Origin of the sequence: Streptomyces sp. NPDC051940, from assembly GCF_040680895.1 — a bacterium.
Lineage (GTDB): Bacteria > Actinomycetota > Actinomycetes > Streptomycetales > Streptomycetaceae > Streptomyces.
In genome coordinates this window covers 23168-40576 of the sequence record NZ_JBFAXR010000001.1, presented here as the reverse complement: position 1 = coordinate 40576, position 17409 = coordinate 23168, and the positions used below count along the sequence as shown (strand labels likewise).

Annotated in this window: 21 protein-coding genes; 12 read left to right on the top strand and 9 right to left on the bottom strand. The window is 73.0% G+C overall.

Features of this window, described 5'->3' with window-relative positions:
- Positions 1 to 282 precede the first annotated feature (282 nt).
- Positions 283 to 612 carry a WhiB family transcriptional regulator gene (locus AB0M28_RS00205; protein WP_365395145.1) on the top strand — a complete coding sequence of 110 codons (330 nt, stop codon included), beginning with the start codon at positions 283 to 285 and terminating at the stop codon, positions 610 to 612.
- A 193-nt stretch (positions 613 to 805) separates the two neighbouring features.
- On the opposite strand, the gene AB0M28_RS00200 is transcribed toward AB0M28_RS00205, so the two are convergent.
- Entirely contained in the window at positions 806 to 2080 is a 1275-nt protein-coding gene (locus AB0M28_RS00200) for an ArsA family ATPase (protein WP_365395142.1), read from the bottom strand.
- Positions 2077 to 3051, bottom strand: coding sequence for an ArsA-related P-loop ATPase (locus tag AB0M28_RS00195; protein WP_365395139.1), 975 nt, complete (start codon positions 3049 to 3051; stop codon positions 2077 to 2079). Before AB0M28_RS00195 ends, AB0M28_RS00200 begins: the two co-directional genes overlap by 4 nt.
- 176 nt (positions 3052 to 3227) lie before the next feature.
- On the opposite strand from AB0M28_RS00195, the gene AB0M28_RS00190 reads away from it, so the two are divergent.
- From AB0M28_RS00190 to AB0M28_RS00160, 7 genes are all read left to right on the top strand, one after another.
- Positions 3228 to 3563 carry a YciI family protein gene (locus tag AB0M28_RS00190; protein WP_365395136.1) on the top strand — a complete coding sequence of 112 codons (336 nt, stop codon included), beginning with the start codon at positions 3228 to 3230 and terminating at the stop codon, positions 3561 to 3563.
- Positions 3560 to 4858, top strand: coding sequence for a sigma-70 family RNA polymerase sigma factor (locus AB0M28_RS00185; protein ID WP_365395133.1), 1299 nt, complete (start codon positions 3560 to 3562; stop codon positions 4856 to 4858). Before AB0M28_RS00190 ends, AB0M28_RS00185 begins: the two co-directional genes overlap by 4 nt.
- A gap of 96 nt (positions 4859 to 4954) precedes the next feature.
- On the top strand, positions 4955 to 5116 hold the full coding sequence (locus tag AB0M28_RS00180) for a hypothetical protein (RefSeq protein WP_365395130.1): 162 nt from the start codon (positions 4955 to 4957) through the stop codon (positions 5114 to 5116).
- Entirely contained in the window at positions 5113 to 5580 is a 468-nt protein-coding gene (locus tag AB0M28_RS00175; RefSeq protein ID WP_365395127.1) for a RidA family protein, read from the top strand. The genes AB0M28_RS00180 and AB0M28_RS00175 overlap by 4 nt, the downstream gene beginning before the upstream one ends.
- Before the next feature lie 130 nt (positions 5581 to 5710).
- Positions 5711 to 6610: an NUDIX hydrolase gene (locus AB0M28_RS00170; protein ID WP_365395124.1), complete on the top strand. Its 900-nt coding sequence runs from the start codon at positions 5711 to 5713 to the stop codon at positions 6608 to 6610.
- Positions 6607 to 7437, top strand: a complete 831-nt coding sequence (locus AB0M28_RS00165; RefSeq protein WP_365395121.1) for an MBL fold metallo-hydrolase — start codon at positions 6607 to 6609, stop codon at positions 7435 to 7437. Before AB0M28_RS00170 ends, AB0M28_RS00165 begins: the two co-directional genes overlap by 4 nt.
- Positions 7438 to 7501: 64 nt before the next feature.
- The gene (locus AB0M28_RS00160; protein ID WP_365395118.1) at positions 7502 to 8170 is read left to right on the top strand and encodes a class I SAM-dependent methyltransferase; all 669 of its coding nucleotides are present in this window, start codon (positions 7502 to 7504) and stop codon (positions 8168 to 8170) included.
- Between the two features lie 42 nt (positions 8171 to 8212).
- On the opposite strand, the gene AB0M28_RS00155 is transcribed toward AB0M28_RS00160, so the two are convergent.
- From AB0M28_RS00155 to AB0M28_RS00135, 5 genes are all read right to left on the bottom strand, one after another.
- The gene (locus AB0M28_RS00155; protein WP_365395115.1) at positions 8213 to 8434 is read right to left on the bottom strand and encodes a hypothetical protein; all 222 of its coding nucleotides are present in this window, start codon (positions 8432 to 8434) and stop codon (positions 8213 to 8215) included.
- Positions 8435 to 8481: 47 nt separating this feature from the next.
- Positions 8482 to 8958 carry a nucleotidyltransferase domain-containing protein gene (locus AB0M28_RS00150; RefSeq protein WP_365395112.1) on the bottom strand — a complete coding sequence of 159 codons (477 nt, stop codon included), beginning with the start codon at positions 8956 to 8958 and terminating at the stop codon, positions 8482 to 8484.
- Positions 8959 to 9050: 92 nt separating this feature from the next.
- The gene (locus AB0M28_RS00145; RefSeq protein WP_365395109.1) at positions 9051 to 9725 is read right to left on the bottom strand and encodes a Crp/Fnr family transcriptional regulator; all 675 of its coding nucleotides are present in this window, start codon (positions 9723 to 9725) and stop codon (positions 9051 to 9053) included.
- Positions 9726 to 10197: 472 nt separating this feature from the next.
- Positions 10198 to 11247 carry a DUF3533 domain-containing protein gene (locus tag AB0M28_RS00140; RefSeq protein ID WP_365395106.1) on the bottom strand — a complete coding sequence of 350 codons (1050 nt, stop codon included), beginning with the start codon at positions 11245 to 11247 and terminating at the stop codon, positions 10198 to 10200.
- A 20-nt stretch (positions 11248 to 11267) separates the two neighbouring features.
- Positions 11268 to 12593: a glutamate decarboxylase gene (locus tag AB0M28_RS00135; RefSeq protein WP_365395640.1), complete on the bottom strand. Its 1326-nt coding sequence runs from the start codon at positions 12591 to 12593 to the stop codon at positions 11268 to 11270.
- Positions 12594 to 12831: 238 nt separating this feature from the next.
- Between AB0M28_RS00135 and nth the strand changes: the two genes are divergently transcribed.
- From nth to AB0M28_RS00115, 4 genes are all read left to right on the top strand, one after another.
- Positions 12832 to 13659 carry an endonuclease III gene (gene nth / locus AB0M28_RS00130; RefSeq protein ID WP_365395104.1) on the top strand — a complete coding sequence of 276 codons (828 nt, stop codon included), beginning with the start codon at positions 12832 to 12834 and terminating at the stop codon, positions 13657 to 13659.
- The gene (locus AB0M28_RS00125) at positions 13656 to 14336 is read left to right on the top strand and encodes a CoA pyrophosphatase (RefSeq protein ID WP_365395101.1); all 681 of its coding nucleotides are present in this window, start codon (positions 13656 to 13658) and stop codon (positions 14334 to 14336) included. The genes nth and AB0M28_RS00125 overlap by 4 nt, the downstream gene beginning before the upstream one ends.
- 107 nt (positions 14337 to 14443) lie before the next feature.
- On the top strand, positions 14444 to 15640 hold the full coding sequence (locus AB0M28_RS00120) for a MarP family serine protease (RefSeq protein ID WP_365395099.1): 1197 nt from the start codon (positions 14444 to 14446) through the stop codon (positions 15638 to 15640).
- Between the two features lie 141 nt (positions 15641 to 15781).
- The gene (locus AB0M28_RS00115; RefSeq protein WP_365395096.1) at positions 15782 to 15976 is read left to right on the top strand and encodes a hypothetical protein; all 195 of its coding nucleotides are present in this window, start codon (positions 15782 to 15784) and stop codon (positions 15974 to 15976) included.
- A gap of 30 nt (positions 15977 to 16006) precedes the next feature.
- Here the strand turns inward: AB0M28_RS00115 and AB0M28_RS00110 are convergent, their stop codons facing one another.
- On the bottom strand, positions 16007 to 16936 hold the full coding sequence (locus AB0M28_RS00110; RefSeq protein WP_365395093.1) for an alpha/beta hydrolase: 930 nt from the start codon (positions 16934 to 16936) through the stop codon (positions 16007 to 16009).
- A complete protein-coding gene (locus AB0M28_RS00105) occupies positions 16933 to 17394 on the bottom strand; it encodes a phage holin family protein (RefSeq protein WP_365395090.1) in 462 nt (153 codons plus the stop codon). The genes AB0M28_RS00110 and AB0M28_RS00105 overlap by 4 nt, the downstream gene beginning before the upstream one ends.
- Positions 17395 to 17409 lie beyond the last annotated feature (15 nt).

The following is a 17409-nucleotide window of genomic DNA, read 5'->3' as shown; positions in this document are numbered from 1 at the left end:
ATTAGACCTGACCGAATTGACAGGTTGTGGTGGCGAATACCCCATACGTGCCCGGTGAATCACCGGGGGAGCGTGGGGGATTGTCCCGATGGACCCGATATGCCACCCGCTCACTCCCCTGGGTGATCTGCCGCGTACGCATAGTCCGTTCGGGCCATTCAAGATTGGGCCCGCAGGGGGTGTTGCGCGCTGCCTTTCCTTCCGTAACGTCCTCAACTGGCAACGGTGAATATGCCGATGCCGCCGTGGGGGAGCCTCAATTCGGGAGAGGACGGCGCCAGCATGAGCTGGGTTACCGACTGGAGTGCACAGGCAGCGTGCCGTACCAGTGATCCGGACGAACTGTTCGTCCAGGGCGCGGCACAGAACAGGGCGAAGGCAGTATGCACCGGCTGTCCGGTGCGTACGGAGTGCCTCGCCGACGCTCTCGACAACCGGGTGGAGTTCGGTGTCTGGGGCGGGATGACGGAGCGCGAGCGGCGTGCCCTGCTGCGCCGGCGCCCGACCGTCACCTCGTGGCGCAGGCTCCTCGAGACAGCGAAGCTCGAGTACGAGCGCTCCGCGGGGCTGTTGCCCGCGGAGGAGGAGTTCGCCACCGCCGCTGCCAGCTGACGGCTGCGCCGCGGTGCACCTCGTGGGCCCGGGCCTGACCAGCCCGGGCCGAGGACGGCGTGTGCCCGAACCGGGAGCGCCCTGTGCGCACCGACGCGCCTCACGCGCATCCACACACCGTCACGCGCGTCCACACGCCCTCACGCACATCCCCCCGCCGTGACGCACACCGTGCGCCCGCGGCACACACCCCTCACACCGCACGCGCCTCCGCGAGCCGGTGCGCGATATCGCGCAACCCCACCAGATCGTGTACGTCGCCGGGCAGCGCGCCGACCTCCGCGACGGGCACCTCGGGGTGCAGCGCGGCGAAGCGGTCGCGGGTACGGCGTTCCCGCGCGAGCACCTGCATACGCTCGGCGTGCAGCCGCAGCAGCGCGGCCGTGAGCCGCTCGGCGCTCGCGCCGACGGGGTATTCGGGAGTGGTGGACGGTTCTGCTGGGACCGCGGCGCCGGTGGGGGAGCCGGTGTCGGGAGAGTGCGCGGTCCGAGAGGACGCCTTCCCTCCGTCGCGATCGACAATGCCGAGTTCGTCAAGATTTTCCGCCGCCGCCAGCGCCCGCTCGGCGCTGAGCCGGTCCGCCCCGCTGGTGTGCACCCGGTTGAGCACCAGTCCCGCCAGCGGCATCCGCTCGGCCTTCAGCCGCTCCACGAAGTACGCGGCCTCCCGCAGCGCGTCCCGCTCCGGGGCGGCGACCACCAGGAAGGCCGTACCGGGGGCCTGCAGCAGCCGGTACGTCGCGTCCGCCCGGGTGCGGAAGCCGCCGAACATCGAGTCCATGGCGGCCACGAAGGTCTGCACGTCCTTCAGCAGCTCACCGCCCAGCAGCTTGCTGAGCGTGCCGGTGAACATCGACATCCCGGCGTTCAGGAAGCGCATGCCCGCGCGGCCGCCCACCCGCGCCGGGGCCATCAGCACCCGGATGAACTTGCCGTCCAGGAAGGACCCGAGGCGCTTCGGGGCGTCGAGGAAGTCCAGCGCGGAGCGGCTCGGCGGGGTGTCGACGACGATCAGGTCCCACTCCTCCCGCGCCCGCAGCTGGCCCAGCTTCTCCATCGCCATGTACTCCTGCGTACCGGCGAAGCCCGCGGACAGTGACTGGTAGAAGGGGTTCGCCAGGATCGCCTTCGCCCGCTCCGGGTCGGCGTGCGCCTCGACGATCTCGTCGAAGGTGCGCTTCATGTCGAGCATCATCGCGTGCAGCTCGCCGTCGCCGTCCCCGTCGATGCCCTCCACCGGACGCGGGGTGTTGTCCAGCGAGGCGATGCCCATGGACTGGGCCAGGCGGCGGGCCGGGTCGATGGTCAGGACGACGACGCGGCGGCCGCGTTCGGCGGCGCGCAGCCCCAGGGCGGCGGCCGTGGTGGTCTTGCCGACGCCGCCGGCGCCGCAGCAGACGACGATCCGGGTGGCGGGGTCGTCGATGAGGGCGTCGATGTCCAGACGCGGGGCCGAATCGAGAGTCACGCCGCCACCCACTGCTTCCTCAGCTCCCCCGCCAGCGTGTACAGCCCCGCCAGGTCGATCCCCTCCGCCAGCAGCGGCAGCTCCCGTACGGGCAGGCCCAGCGCGCTGATCTCGGCGCGCTCGGCCCGCTCCAGCTCCAGCCGCGCGGCATGGTCGCGGGCCTGCTCCAGCAGCGGGGCGACGAGGCGTTCGGCCTTCGCGCCGCGGCTCGCGCCGCCGAGGCCCGCGCGGGCCAGCGCCTGGGCGACGCCCCCGCGGTCGGCGGCGGCCTCCGCGAGCGCGTCCTCGCCGATCAGGGCCGGGCGGACCATGTTGACGACGACGGACCCCACGGGCAGCCCCGCGGCGCGCAGCTCCGCGACCCCGTCGACGGTCTCCTGGACCGGCATCTCCTCCAGCAGGGTCACCAGATGCACCGCGGTCTCCCGCGACTTGATGACCCGCATCACGGACTGCGCCTGGTTGTGTATCGGGCCGACCCGCGCCAGGCCCGCCACCTCGTCGTTGACGGCGAGGAAGCGGGTGATACGGCCGGTGGGCGGGGCGTCCATCACCACCGCGTCGTACACGAAGCCGCCGCTCTTGCGGCGCCGGCGCACGGCCTCGCACGCCTTGCCGGTGAGCAGGACGTCGCGCAGGCCGGGCGCGATGGTGGTGGCGAAGTCGATGGCGCCGAGCTTGCGCAGGGCGCGGCCCGCGCCGCCGAGCTTGTAGAACATCTGCAGGTAGTCGAGGAGCGCCTGTTCGGCGTCGATGGCCAGGGCGTACACCTCGCCCCCGCCCGGCGCGACGGCGATGCGCCGTTCCTCGTACGGCAGCGCCTCCGTCTCGAAGAGCTGCGCGATGCCCTGGCGTCCCTCGACCTCGACGAGGAGCGTGCGCCGCCCCTCCTGAGCGAGGGCGAGCGCGAGGGCCGCGGCGACCGTGGTCTTTCCGGTCCCGCCCTTGCCGCTGACCACATGGAGCCTCACCCTTTCGAGACTAACCGGTGGCCCCGCGCCGCCCGGCGGAGACCGGCACGGCCGTACGGCACGTGACCCATCCCACTGAGGGGTGACCCGTCGAGGTGTCGAATCCGTAGCCCCAGGGGCGTCGTCAAGGATGAGGCCGCGAAAGGCGCGGCCCGTACGACGCACGGAGAACGACCATGGCCCAGTACACCCTGCTCACCTATCTGACCCCCGGCGCCGAGCCGAGCCCCGCCGAGGTGGGCGCGGCCTGGCAGGCCTTCCACAAGGAGATCACCGAGTCCGGCGTGCTGCTGGCCAACTCGGGCCTCGCGGGCACCGACGCGGCCACCACGGTGCGGGTGAAGGACGGCGAGCCGCAGCTCACCGACGGTCCCTTCGCCGACACCAAGGAGTACCTCGCCGGCTTCTTCCTGATCGAGGCCGCCGACCTGGACGAGGCGCTGTCGTGGGCCGCGAAGATCCCGAACGCCGCGTACGGCCCGGTCGAGGTCCGGCCCGCCTGGGGCAAGTGACGGACACCGGCGGTGGGCGGCCGGGCGGGGGCCCGGCCGCCCCGGGGCCGTACCCCGATACCGAGAGCGACCCCGCCACCGCCGCCGAAGCCGTCTTCCGCCGGGAGCGCGGCTCCGTCCTCGCCACCCTCATCCGTCACCTCGGCGACTTCCAGCTCGCCGAGGACGCCCTGCAGGACGCCTTCGCCTCGGCCATAGCGGCCTGGCCCCGCCGCGGCGTCCCGGCGAACCCCGCCGCCTGGATCATGACGACCGCCCGCCGCAAGGCCATCGACCGGCTGCGCCGCGAACAGGCCGTCGCCGACCGCACCGGGCGGCTGGCCGAGCTGGCCCGGCTCGACGCGCAGGAGCACCGGCCCGACGCCCCGGACAGCTCGGTCACCGACGACCGGCTCCGCCTGATCTTCACCTGCTGCCACCCGGCCCTGGCGCCCGACGCCCGGGTGGCGCTCACGCTGAAGACGCTCGGCGGGCTCACCACGGCCGAGGTCGCCCGCGCGTTCCTGGTCGGCGAGCCGACGATGTACCAGCGCATCACCCGCGCCAAGCGGAAGATCGCCGAGGCCCGCATCCCGTACCGGGTGCCGAGCGACGACATACTGCCCAACCGGCTGGCCGGCGTCCTCGCCGTCCTCTACCTGATCTTCAACGAGGGCTACGCGGCGGCCGGCGGCGACAGCCTCGTCCGCGCGGACCTGTGCGCCGAGGCCGTACGCCTCACACGCCTGCTGGCCGACCTCATGCCGGACGAGGCGGAGGTACGCGGCCTGCTGGCGCTGATGCTGCTGCACGACGCCCGCCGCCCCGCCCGCCTCGACGAGCGCGGCCGCTACGTCCCCCTGGACCGCCAGGACCGCACCCGCTGGGACACCGCCCGGATCGCCGAGGCGCTGCGCCTGCTGGAGGGGGCCCTGGCCCGGCGCACGCCCGGCCCGTACCAGCTGCAGGCCGCCATCGCGGCGTTGCACGTCGAGTCGCCGTCGCCCGACTGGGCGCGGATCGCGGAGCTGTACGCCGCGCTGGCCCGGCTCGCGCCCTCCCCGGTGGTGGAGATCAACCGCGCGGTCGCCGTGGCCCGGGCCGAGGACCCCGCCGCGGGGCTCGCGCTGCTGGCCCCGCTGCTCACCGACGACCGCCTCGCCCGCTACCAGCCGCTGCACGCGGCCCACGCCGAGCTGCTGCGCCTGGCCGGCGACGCTCCCGGCGCCCGCGCGGCGTACGCGACGGCGGTGGAGCTGACCGGCAACGCCGTGGAGCGCGCCGAGCTGCGGCGGCGGATGGCGGAGTTGCCCTGAGCGAGCGGCGGCGGGGGGCTGGGTACTGTTGGCGCTGCAGCTGACCGGACCGCGCACGCGGACGGTCGAACCGGTCATCAACCCTGGAGCCAAGACGTGTCACAGAGAAAGTTCGAGTACGCGACGGTGCCCCTCCTGGTGCACGCGACGAAGCAGATTCTGGACACCTGGGGCGAGGACGGCTGGGAGCTCGTCCAGGTCGTGCCCGGTCCGAACCCGGAGCAGCTGGTCGCGTACCTGAAGCGGGAGAAGGCGTGAGCGGCACCATCGAGTCGAAGCTCGCGGAGCTGGGCCTGACCCTGCCGGAGGTCGTACCGCCGCTGGCGTCGTACGCCCCGGCCGTGCGCTCCGGCGACTACGTCTACACGGCCGGCCAGCTGCCCATGGTCGACGGCAAGCTGACCGTCACCGGCAAGGTCGGCGCGGAGGTCACGCCGGAGGAGGCCAAGGACCTGGCCGCCCGGTGCGCGCTGAACGCGCTCGCCGCGATCAAGTCCGTCGTCGGCGACCTGGACAAGGTGGTCCGCGTCGTGAAGGTCGTCGGCTTCGTCGCCTCCGCCTCGGACTTCACCGGCCAGCCGGCCGTCGTCAACGGCGCCAGCGAGCTGATCGGCCAGGTCTTCGGCGACAAGGGCGTGCACGCCCGCTCGGCGGTCGGCGTGGCGGTGCTGCCGATCGACGCGCCGGTGGAGATCGAGTTCCTGGTCGAGGTCCGCGACTAGTCCGCTCCGCTGAGGACCCCACCGAAAAGCTCCCTGGGGGAGGGGCGTCCTGGTGGGGTCCGAATGCCGGACGGCGGGCCGCCGGCTGTCCGGTCTCGAACATCGACACGTTACGACGTAGCATCCGCCCATGTCCGACGCAGCGAACGCAGCGAACGCAGCCAACGCGCAGAACCCGGCCACCGGCCAGTGGTACCCGCCCGAGTGGCCCGACCGTATCCGCGCCCTCGCGCGCGGCGAGCTGACGCCCGTGGAACCGCGCCGCGCGGCCACGGTGCTGCTGCTGCGCCCCGGGCTCGACGTCTACATGCTGCGCCGCCGCGCCTCCATGGCCTTCGCGGGCGGCGCGTACGCCTACCCCGGCGGGTCCGTCGACGCCCGCGACGAGCGTCCCCTTCCGCCGGCGGCCTGGGCGGGGCCCACCCTCGCCGTATGGGCCGCGCGGCTGGGCGTCGCGACCGAGGCCGAGGCCCAGGCGGTCGTCTGCGCCGCGGTCCGTGAGACCTTCGAGGAGGCCGGCGTCCTGCTCGCCGGCCCGGGCCCGGACGAGGTCGTCGACGACACCACCGGCGAGGACTGGGAGGCCGACCGCGCGGCCCTGGTGGCCCGTGAGCTGTCCTTCGCCGACTTCCTGGCCCGCCGCGGCCTGGTGCTGCGCTCCGACCTGCTGGGCGCCTGGGCCCGCTGGATCACCCCGGAGTTCGAGCAGCGCCGCTACGACACCTGGTTCTTCGTCGCCGCCCTCCCCGAGGGCCAGCGCACCCGCAACGCCTCCACGGAGGCCGACCGCACCGTCTGGGCCCGCCCGGCGGACGCCTGCAAGGGGTACGACAAGGGCGAGTTGTTGATGATGCCGCCGACGATCACCATGCTCAGGGACATGACGTCGTACGACACCCCCGCCGCGGTCCTCGCGGCCGCCCCCGGGCGCGATCTGACGCCCGTCCTCGCGAAGGCGGAGATCGTGGGCGGGGAGCTCGTGCTCAGCTGGCCGGGGCACGACGAGTTCACGAAGAGGCTCCCCTCATGACGGACGCCCGTATGCTGCCCGGCCGGCCGCGCGGCGGCGAGATCGCCGGACAGGCCACCCCCCGGGCGTACTGCGTGCTGGCGCCGAACCCCTCGCCGATGACGCTGGACGGCACGAACACCTGGATCGTCGCCGAGCCGGACTCCGACCTGGCGGTCGTCATCGACCCTGGACCGCAGGACGAGGGGCACCTCGCGGAGGTCGTCGCCACCGCCGAGCGGCTCGGCAAGCGCGTCGCGCTCACGCTGCTGACCCACGGCCACCCCGACCACGCGGAGGGCGCGGCGCGGTTCGCGGAGCTGACGGGTACCAAGGTGCGCGCCCTCGACCCGGCGCTGCGTCTCGGCGACGAGGGGCTGACGCCGGGGAACGTCGTCCGGGTCGGCGGGCTGGAGCTGCTCGTCGTGTCGACGCCCGGCCACACCGCCGACTCCCTGTGCTTCCAGCTCGCCGCCGACCGGGCGGTCCTGACGGGCGACACGGTCCTCGGCCGCGGTACGACGGTGGTGGCCCACCCCGACGGCCGCCTCGGCGACTACCTGGACTCCCTGCGCCGGCTGCGCTCGCTCGCGGTCGACGACGGGGTGACGACGGTGCTCCCCGGCCACGGTCCGGTGCTGGGCGACGCGCAGGGCGCGGTGGAGTACTACCTCGCCCACCGGGCGAACCGGCTCGCGCAGGTCGAGACGGCGGTGGAGAACGGCCACCGCACGCCGGCGGAGGTCGTGGCCCATGTGTACGCGGACGTCGACCCGGCCCTGTGGCCGGCGGCGGAGCTGTCGGTACGGGCGCAGCTGGAGTACCTCCGGGAACACGGGCTGATCTAGGACGCCGACCGGAAAGCTTCACCGACCGTCTGTGGACCAGGCCGTGCGGCCCTATCGTGGGCGGATGCGCGCACACCCCGTCGACCGCCCGGCCGATCTCGACGCCGTACGCGACTCCTACGACCGGGTGGCCGACAACTACGCCCACATGGTCGTGACGACGGGTATGGGCGACATCCGCCGGCATCCCTGGCTCAAGGCGTCGATCGACGCCTTCGCCGACACCGTGTGCGGCCTCGGGCCCGTCCTCGACGTCGGCTGCGGGCCCGGCACGGTGACCGCCTACCTTGCCGAACGCGGGCTCGACGTGTCCGGTGTGGATCTCTCTCCCCGCATGATCGAGAACGCGCGCCGGCTCCATCCGGAGTGCCGCTTCTCCGTCGCCTCCGCCACCGAGCTCGACCTCGGTGAGGCGTCCCTGGGCGGGGTGCTCGGGTGGTGGTCGCTGTTCAACCTCCCCCGGGACGTCCTTCCCCAGGTCCTGGCCCTGTTCGCACGTGCGCTGAAGCCCGGCGGGCACTTCATCACCGGCACGCACGTCGGCGATGAGGACGCGATCCGCACCGAGGCCTACGGGGGCGTGCCCGTGCGCTGGACGACGCACCAGTGGCGGCCGGAACGACTCGTCGGCCTGATCGAGCGGGCGGGCCTGGAACCGGTCGCCGAACTGCGGCTCCCCCCGGACGAGTTCAGCGGGCCCGGTCTGGTCGTCATGGCCAGGCGCCCCGGCTGACGGTCGGCTCCGAGCCGTTGGGGACACGCCCTCCACCCGCACTCAGTACGGCCGCGCCGCCTTCACCCCGTGCACCCGGGTGTACTCCGCCGCGAGCCACGGCCCCAGCCCGTGCACCAGGTCCGCCAGCACCGCCCGGTCGGCGGTGGGCTCACGTCCGATGACGGCGGCGCGGGACATCAGGGCGCCCCACCGCGGGTAGTACCGGGCGAAGATGTCCGCCGACTTTCCGAGATCGCTGGTCCAGCCCCCGTACCGCGGCATCACGAGCGTGAACCCGGACCGTACGAGCCGCCGGGACACCCCGCGGCTCAGGGCGCGGAGCTCCTCGTCGGTGGACGCGGCGTCCAGCCTCCCCCAAGCTCTCGGCTTCGCTCGAGCAGGGGGTGCCCCCATCCCCACCCGGGCAGCGCCAGCGCCAGATCGCCGTTCGTCTCGCGGGCGAGCAGGGAGTCGGGCCGGTAGCGGGGCAGCCGCCCGCCGAGATCCGGTCCCCACACCGGCGTACACAGGCAGGCGAGGAACCAGCCCATGTCGTACCGCTCCAGCTCGCTGAGCAGCATGCCCGTGCCGAAGAGCAGCACGCCCGCCCCGTCGATCTGGGGGTACGCCGCGTCCAGCCGCGCCTCCATGGCGCGCGCGGTCGCGCGGTCGGCGTCCGTCGGAGCGTGGTGCAGCGCCAGCAGCACGTCGAGGTCGGAGACCCCGGGCACGGCGTCGCCGCGGGGGATGCTGCCGTAGAGGTACGCGCTGTGCAGGCCGTCGAAGGCCGTGGCCTCCCGGCGCACGGCGTCGACGACCTCCCCGAAAGGCGGACGGACCCGGTCCAGCGACCCCTCGCGTACGAGGAAGCCGTCCGGACCGAGCCCGTTCGACGTGCTCAGCGGGACCGCTTCGCGAGCCGCTCGACGTCCAGCAGGATGACCGCCCGCGCCTCCAGGCGCAGCCAGCCGCGGGACGCGAAGTCCGCGAGGGCCTTGTTGACCGTCTCGCGGGAGGCGCCGACCAGCTGGGCCAGCTCCTCCTGGGTGAGGTCGTGGACGACGTGGATGCCCTCGTCGGCCTGGACGCCGAAGCGGCGCGACAGGTCGAGCAGGGCGCGGGCGACACGGCCCGGGACGTCGGAGAAGACCAGGTCGGACATCTGGTCGTTGGTACGGCGCAGCCGGCGGGCCACCGCGCGCAGCAGGGCCGCGGCCACCTCGGGGCGGGCGTTCAGCCAGGGCTGCAGGTCGCCGTGGCCGAGGCCCAGCAGCTTGCACTCGGTCAGCGCCGTCGCCGTGGCCGTGCGCGGGCCCGGGTCGAACAGGGACAGCTCGCCGATGAGCTCGCCGGGGCCGAGGACGGCCAGCATGTTCTCCCGGCCGTCGGGGGAGGTGCGGTGCAGCTTCACCTTGCCCTCGGTGACGACGTACAGCCGGTCCCCGGGGTCACCCTCGTGGAACAGCGAGTCGCCCCGGGCGAGCGTCACCTCCGTCATGGAAGCGCGAAGCTCACCGGCCTGCTCGTCATCGAGCGCCGCGAAAAGCGGGGCGCGCCGTAGAACGTCGTCCACGAGTTCTCTCCTTGTCGACATGCCCAGGCGACCTTGGACTGAACGGTGAGGTCTCCATGATGCCGGACAGTAAAACAGTGCGATCAATCACAAGTTTGACGTATCGGGGAACAGGATCGTGCGCCAGGGGTCGGATTGGGCTCTGACCGGGGGGAACGCGGCGCGTCGCCGTTGCTCCGGTCGGGTGGTCAACCGGCCGGTGGGAACAGGGGGAAGCGCGTCCGAACGAGTGACTGAAAGGTCCGTTTCTGCTCTCGGCGAACAGCCGTCACCCGGATGGCGAGCGGCTCCCTCACATGGCCGCACCGAGCGCCTTCGCGACCGCGTCGCGTACCTCGTCCGCCCCCGGCACGCGGCGCCGGCCTCGCCGGCGAGCCGGGCGGCGTGTCCCGTCGTACGGCGGGAAACCCCAGCGAGGCCAGCGCGTCGGTCTCGTGCCGCTCCCGCACCCAGCCGGCCATGGTCGCACCGGCTACTGCCGTACCTCGCTCCCCTCCACGGCGTCCCGCCCGGTCCGCAGCGCGGAGAACAGCAGCGTCAGCGCCGTGCCGCCCAGCGCCCACGCGCCCAGCACGAGGAGCGGGCCGGTCATCGCGTTGCCGTCGAAGTACGCGAGGGAGCGCGCCGACCATGTACCCGCGCCCGGGATGAGGACGGGGCCGATGTCGCGCCAGAACGGCGGCAGCAGCGGATACGGATAGGCCCCGCCCGCGCTGGGATTGCCCGCGACCACGATGACGAGCACCGTCAGCCCGATCCCGACGATGCCCAGCGCCGCCTGGAAGGCGAACGTCGTCGCCCCGGCCGCGAAGGCCACCAGGGCGCCCAGCCACCACAGCCCGGAGATCCCGCCGGGCAGTGCGCCGAGGACGGTGTCGATGACCCAGGCGCCCAGCACCCCCAGCGCCACCGAGAACAGGGCCAGCGTCGTCAGCCGCAGCACCGCCCGGCGCGGGTTGGCCGGCCGGGCGCCGTAGCTGATGGCGAGGATCGCCGCGCAGAGGTAGCCGCCCACGCACCAGCCGACCACGAGGTAGAACGCCGACAGCCCGCGTGCGTCGTCCTTCGAGGCCGGGACGACGTCCACGGTCTCGGCGGTACGCCCCTCCGCGGCCTCCACCTTCCCGACGACCTGTTCCAGCGCGTCCGCGACCGCCTCGCCGCCGCCGGTCGCGACGAGCAGCCGGTCCGTGGTGCCGCGCGGGTCGACGACCAGCGCCCCGTACAGCTCGCGGTTCTCGATCTGCCGGGTGGCGTCCTCGACCGAGTCCACCGCCCGCGGGTCCAGCGGGGAGCCGGGGAGCCCGTCCAGCCGCGCGGTCACCTCACCGCTGATCTGCGCGGGGGCCACGACGCCGAAGGCGACGTCCTTGGGCTTCGGGTCGTGGAAGGCCCCGGCGTACGAGGCGATGAACAGCACACCCAGCGCCAGTACGCCCAGCACCAGCAGGGCGGACCGCGGCCGGACCGCGTCCCTGACCTCGTCGAGGAACGTCGTCCGCGTTCCGGGACCGTCGCTCATGGTCCGCGCCTCCCGGGGCGTCAGTGGTGGAACCCGGGCTGCTCCGGTGTGCCCGTGCCGACGCCCTTGGCCAGCCGGTCGACGGCGTCGCGGATGTCGCGGGCCAGCAGCGAGATCTTGTCGTGGCTGATGCCGTGCCGGACCAGCACCCGCTGGATGACGGTCTCCTCGCGCTCCGGCGGCAGCGGGTACGACGGCACCTGCCAGCCGCGGCGGCGCAGCTGGTCGGAGAGGTCGTACAGGGAGAAGCCGGCGTTCGCCGGGTCGGTGAGCGTGTACGACACGGCCGGCAGCCCGCCGCGCCCGTCGTACAGCAGCGTGAACGGGCCCATCGCGGCGATGTCCGCGCCCAGCGCCTGGGCGGTGTCGGCGGCGGCCTGGTGGACGCGGCGGTAGCCGTCGCGGCCCAGGCGCAGGAGGTTGTAGTACTGGGCCACGATCTCGCCGCCGGGGCGGGAGAAGTTGAGGGCGAAGGTGGGCATGTCGCCGCCGAGGTAGCTGACCCGGAAGACCAGGTCCTCGGGGAGCAGGTCGGCCGACCGCCACACCGCCCAGCCGACGCCGAGCGGGGCCATGCCGTACTTGTGGCCGGAGGCGTTGATCGAGGCCACCCGCTCGAGCCGGAAGTCCCATTCCACCTCGGGGTGGAGGAAGGGCGCGATGAAGCCGCCGCTGGCCGCGTCCACGTGCACGGGGATGTCGAGTCCGGTGTCCGCCTGGATGGCGTCGAGCTCGGCGGCGATCTCCTTCACCGGCTCGTAGTCGCAGGTGTACGTGACGCCGAGGATCGCCACGACGCCGATCGTGTTCTCGTCGACGTACTGGCGCAGCTGGTTCGGGCGCAGCCCGGTGGCGCCCGGCTCCAGCGGGACCTGGCGCAGCTCGACGTCGAAGTAGCGGGCGAACTTCTCCCAGCAGACCTGGACCGGTCCGCACACCAGGTTCGGGCGGTCGGCCGGCTTGCCCTCGGCCCGGCGGCGCTCGCGCCAGCGCCACTTCAGCGCCAGCCCGCCGAGCATCGCGGCCTCGGAGGAGCCGGTGGTGGAGCAGCCCATCGTCGAGTGGCCGTGGGGGGAGTGCCAGAGGTCGGCGAGGATGTGGACGCAGCGGGACTCGAGCTCCGCGGTCTGCGGGTACTCGTCCTTGTCGACCATGTTCTTGCCGAGGCACTCGTCCATCAGCGCGTGGACCTCGATATCGGCCCAGGTCGTGCAGAAGGTCGCCAGGTTCTGCGAGGCGTTGCCGTCGAGGGCCAGCTCGTCCCGGATCATCCAGTGCACCGCCCGGGGGTCGGCGGGGCCGTCGGGCATCCGGAACTTCGGCAGCGTTCGCTCGCTGATCGGCATCGTGTACACGTCGTCGAACGGCCCGGAGGCCCCTCGGTCGGTCTCGTGCAGGGCCACGGGGCGTCCTCTCTCCGGCACCGGATCTCGTCTGCCATCCATCGTCGGCAGCGGGCGCGGTGAACGCCCGTCGGACCGGCGGAGGGTGGGCCGAACGGGTGAGGGCGGCTCTTTCCCTGACCGGTGGGACGGCGGGCGGAATCCCCGCACTTCGTCAGTGGCGGGCCGTAGGCTGATCCGTATGGCGAACAGCGGTGAGACCGGGGACCGGCCGGTGATCAAGCGGGCCAAGGTGGCGCCCACCCACACGGGCCGGGTGCGGCAGGCGCGGCGGATCTACCGGGAGCTGGGCGAGGTGTATCCGTACGCCCATCCCGAGCTGGACTTCGACGACCCCTTCCAGCTGCTCGTCGCCACGGTCCTGTCCGCGCAGACCACGGACCTGCGGGTGAACCAGACGACCCCGGCGCTCTTCGCCAAGTACCCGACCCCCGAGGACCTGGCCGCGGCGAACCCGGAGGCGGTCGAGGAGCTGATCCGCCCGACGGGCTTCTTCCGCGCCAAGACCAAGTCGATCATGGGTCTGTCCACCGCGCTGCGCGACCGCTTCGGCGGCGAGGTGCCCGGCCGGCTGAAGGACCTCGTGACGCTCCCCGGCGTCGGCCGCAAGACGGCGAACGTCGTCCTCGGCAACGCCTTCGGCGTCCCCGGCATCACGGTCGACACCCACTTCCAGCGCCTGGTGCGCGACCGGTGGCACTGGACCGAGGAGACCGACCCGGACAAGATCGAGGCCGCGGTCGCGGAGATGTTCCCGAAGAAGGAGTGGACGGACCTCTCGCACCGGGTGATCTTCCACGGCCGCCGGATCTGCCACGCCCGCAAGCCCGCCTGCGGCGCCTGCCCGATCGCGGCGCTGTGCCCCTCGTACGGCGTGGGCGAGACGGACCCGGCGAAGGCGGAGAAGCTGCTGAAGTACGAGAAGGGCGGGCTGCCCGGCCAGCGGCTGAAGCCCCCGCCCGACTACCCGGGCAGGGCCGCGCCCCCGCTGCCGGGGGCGGCTTCGTGACCCACGCCCACCCGACGGTCGCTCTCAGCGCCGACGGACTGCCGGCCTGGCTCGACCCGGTGGTCGAGGCCGTCCGTACGCTCCGTCCCGAGCAGCTCAGCCGCTTCCTGCCGCCGGAGCGCGGCGGGCGGCCGTCTGCCGTGCTCGTCCTGTTCGGGGAGGGCCCGGAGGGTCCCGAGCTGCTGCTCATCGAGCGGGCCGGCAGTCTGCGCTCGCACGCCGGCCAGCCCTCCTTCCCCGGCGGCGCCCTCGACCCGGAGGACGGCGACCCCGAGGGCGACGGCCCGCTGCGCGCCGCGCTGCGCGAAGCCGAGGAGGAGACCGGGCTCGATCCGGCGGGCGTGCAGCTCTTCGGCGTACTGCCGAGGCTCTACATCCCCGTGAGCGGTTTCGTCGTCACGCCCGTGCTGGGCTGGTGGCGCGAGCCGACCCCGGTGCGTGCGGTCGACCCGAGGGAGACGGCCCGCGCCTTCACGGTCCCCATCGCCGACCTGACGAATCCGGACAACCGGGCCACAACGGTGCATCCCAGCGGGCATCGCGGGCCCGCGTTCGAGGTGGACGGCGCGCTCGTGTGGGGGTTCACCGCCGGGGTGATCGACCGGATCCTGCACCACTGCGGCTGGGAAGAGAGATGGGACACCTCCCGGCAGGTGCCCCTGGACTGGCGCGCATGAGACGGTGGCTCGCGTACTGCGATTTCCCGGGGGGCGACCCCCGGACCCCCAGCCGGACCGACAGGTCAGCCTGGGTGACGGGTGAGGACTTGGCGAGGCGAAACTGAGTGAACGTGCTCGACATATTTCTGCTGGCGGCCGCCGTGTGGTTCGCCGTGGTCGGCTACCGACAGGGGTTCGTCGTCGGCATCCTCTCCGTGGTCGGCTTCATAGGGGGTGGCCTGCTCGCCATCTACCTGCTCCCGGTCATCTGGAACGGCGCCACGGACGACGCGCCGGTGGGCCCCACGGCGACGGTCGTCGCGGTGATGCTGGTGATCGTGTGCGCCTCCGTCGGCCAGGCCTTCACCACGCATCTGGGCAACCAGCTGCGGCGGCACATCACCTGGTCCCCGGCCCGCTCGCTGGACGCCGGGGGCGGGGCGCTGGTGAACGTGGTGGCCATGCTCCTGGTCGCCTGGCTGATAGGCAGCGCGCTCGGCACGTCCACGCAGTGGCTGGGTAAGCAGGTGCGCAGCTCGCAGGTGCTGGGCGGGGTGGCCGAGGTGATGCCGCAGTCCGCCGACACCTGGTTCAGCGAGTTCAGCAACGTCCTGGCGCGCAACGGCTTCCCGTCCGTCTTCTCGCCCTTCTCCAGCGAGCACATCACCGACGTACCCGCGCCCGACCCCGCGCTGGTGGGCAGCCCGGTGGTGGCGCGCGCCAAGCAGTCCATCGTCAAGGTGATCGGCTCGGCGCCCAGCTGCGGCAAGACGCTGGAGGGCACCGGCTTCGTCTTCGCCCCGCAGCGCGTCATGACCAACGCCCATGTGGTGGGCGGCGTCGAGGAGCCGACCGTACAGGTGGGCGGCGAGGGCCGGGTGTACGAGGGCGAGGTCGTCCTGTACGACTGGGAGCGGGACATCGCGGTCATCGAGGTGCCCCAGCTGCGCGCCCCCGCGCTGAAGTTCGCCAACGCCGACGCGGGCACCGGCGACGACGCGATCGTGGCGGGCTTCCCCGAGAACGGCGGCTTCGACGTGCGCGCCGCCCGCGTCCGTGACCGGATCCAGGCCGGCGGACCGGACATCTACCGGCGGGGCACGGTCTCGCGCGACATCTACTCGCTCTACACCCTGGTCCGCCAGGGCAACTCCGGCGGCCCGCTGCTCACTCCGCGCGGCGAGGTGTCCGGCGTGATCTTCGCGAAGTCCCTCGACAACGACGACACGGGCTACGCCCTGACCGTCGACGAGGTGCGTGCGGACGTCCAGCGGGGCCGTACGGCGACCCGCGAGGTGGACACGGAGGAATGCGCCATGTGACCGCTTTGCCCCAGCGGTCGCGTGACGTCTGTTCGACGCCCTGTGACAGGTGTTCGTCGAACGGACATATGCGGGGCGCCTAGGCCGATTGAGGGTCCCGGCGGGGTGTACTCCCGCCGGGGCCTGGGCAGTCTCCGGGGTATGGGCTGGACGCATGACTACAACGACGTAGGTGCAGGAACGTCCCGGGGCGGCGCGCACCACGGCGCGGGGCACCGGAGCATCCCCGACGGTTCCGGGGGTTCCTTCGCCGGACAGTTGGGCATTCCGCGCATCATCCGCCGCCGGGCGCGCTGGGTCAGCGCGCGACTGCGGCATACGCGCGGCGTCGTCTGAGGGCGCGCGCGTCCTACGCGGTCGGGGCCCTCAGCGGTCCGGTTCGGGATCGCGCAGCCAGTTCACCAGGTCCGCGGAGAACGCGGCCGGGTCCTCCTCGTGCGGGAAGTGGCCGAGTCCGTCGTACAGCCGCCAGCGGTACGGCGCTTCGACGTACTCGCCGGAGCCCGCCGCGCTGCGCGTGCGCATCACCGGATCGAGTGAGCCGTGCAGGTGCAGGGTCGGCACCCGGACCGGCCGCCTCATCCGCCGGTTGAACTGCACCCCGTCCGGCCGGGCGAGGGAGCGCACCAGCCAGCGGTACGGCTCGACGGAGCAGTGCGCGGTGGACGGGATCAGCATGGCCTGGCGGTAGGTGTGCACGGCCTTGTCGTCCGGCATGCTGGGGCCGGACCAGTCGCGGATCAGCCGGCCCACGAGCGCCGCGTCGTCCGCGACGAGCTGCCGCTCCGGCAGCCACGGCCGCTGGAAGCCCCAGATGTACGAGCTGGCCGTGGTCTGCCGCCGGTCACCCAGCAGCGACGAGCGCCAGCGCCGCGGATGCGGCATCGACACGACCGCCAGCCGGCGGACCAGCTTGGGCCGCATCACGGCCGCGGTCCAGGCGAGGTAGCCGCCCAGATCGTGGCCCACCAGCGCGGCGTCCGGCTCCCCCAGGGAGCGGATCACACCGGTGACGTCGAGCGCGAGGTTCGCCGGGTCGTAACCGCGCGGGGTGCGGTCGCTGCCGCCGATACCGCGCAGGTCCATCGCGACGGCGCGGTAGCCGGCCTCGGCCAGGGCGGGCAGCTGGTGCCGCCAGGTCCACCAGAACTGCGGGAACCCGTGCAGCAGGAGTACCAGCGGGCCGTCGCCCATCTCGGCGATGTGGAACCGGGCGCCGTTCGCGGCGACGTCGCGGTGCGTCCAGGGGCCCTCGGGCTTCACGATCTGGGAGCCCCCGCTCGGTGGGACCGTCATGAGGCCGAGGGTTTCACACCGTCGGAGGACACGCGCCCCTCCTCAGGACGACGCCCACCCGGACGTACCCCTGAGAACACGTGGACGGTTTCCTGCACCGAGGCGATCGTCTTCTCCGGCTTGTTGACCTTCTTGAAGAACCGTACGCCGACGAGCGCGACGATCGCCCCCAGCAGTACGTGGACGCCGAAGACGATCAGGAACGACGCCCACAGCCAGATACCGGCCTCGTGCAGCCCGTACGCGCCGGCGAAGCTCAGCACCGGGATGCCGAAGAGGACCAGGGCGCCGCCGGCGACGGTGGCCGCGCTGCCGATGCCGGCCTTCTTGACGTCCTCGCGCAGCTCGGCCTTGGCCAGGGCGATCTCGTCGTGGATCAGCGCGCTCATATCGGCGGTGGCGCCGGCCACCAGCTGGCCGAGGCTGCGCTCCACGTGCTCGTCGGCAGGGGCACCCATCGTTTCGATCCCTCT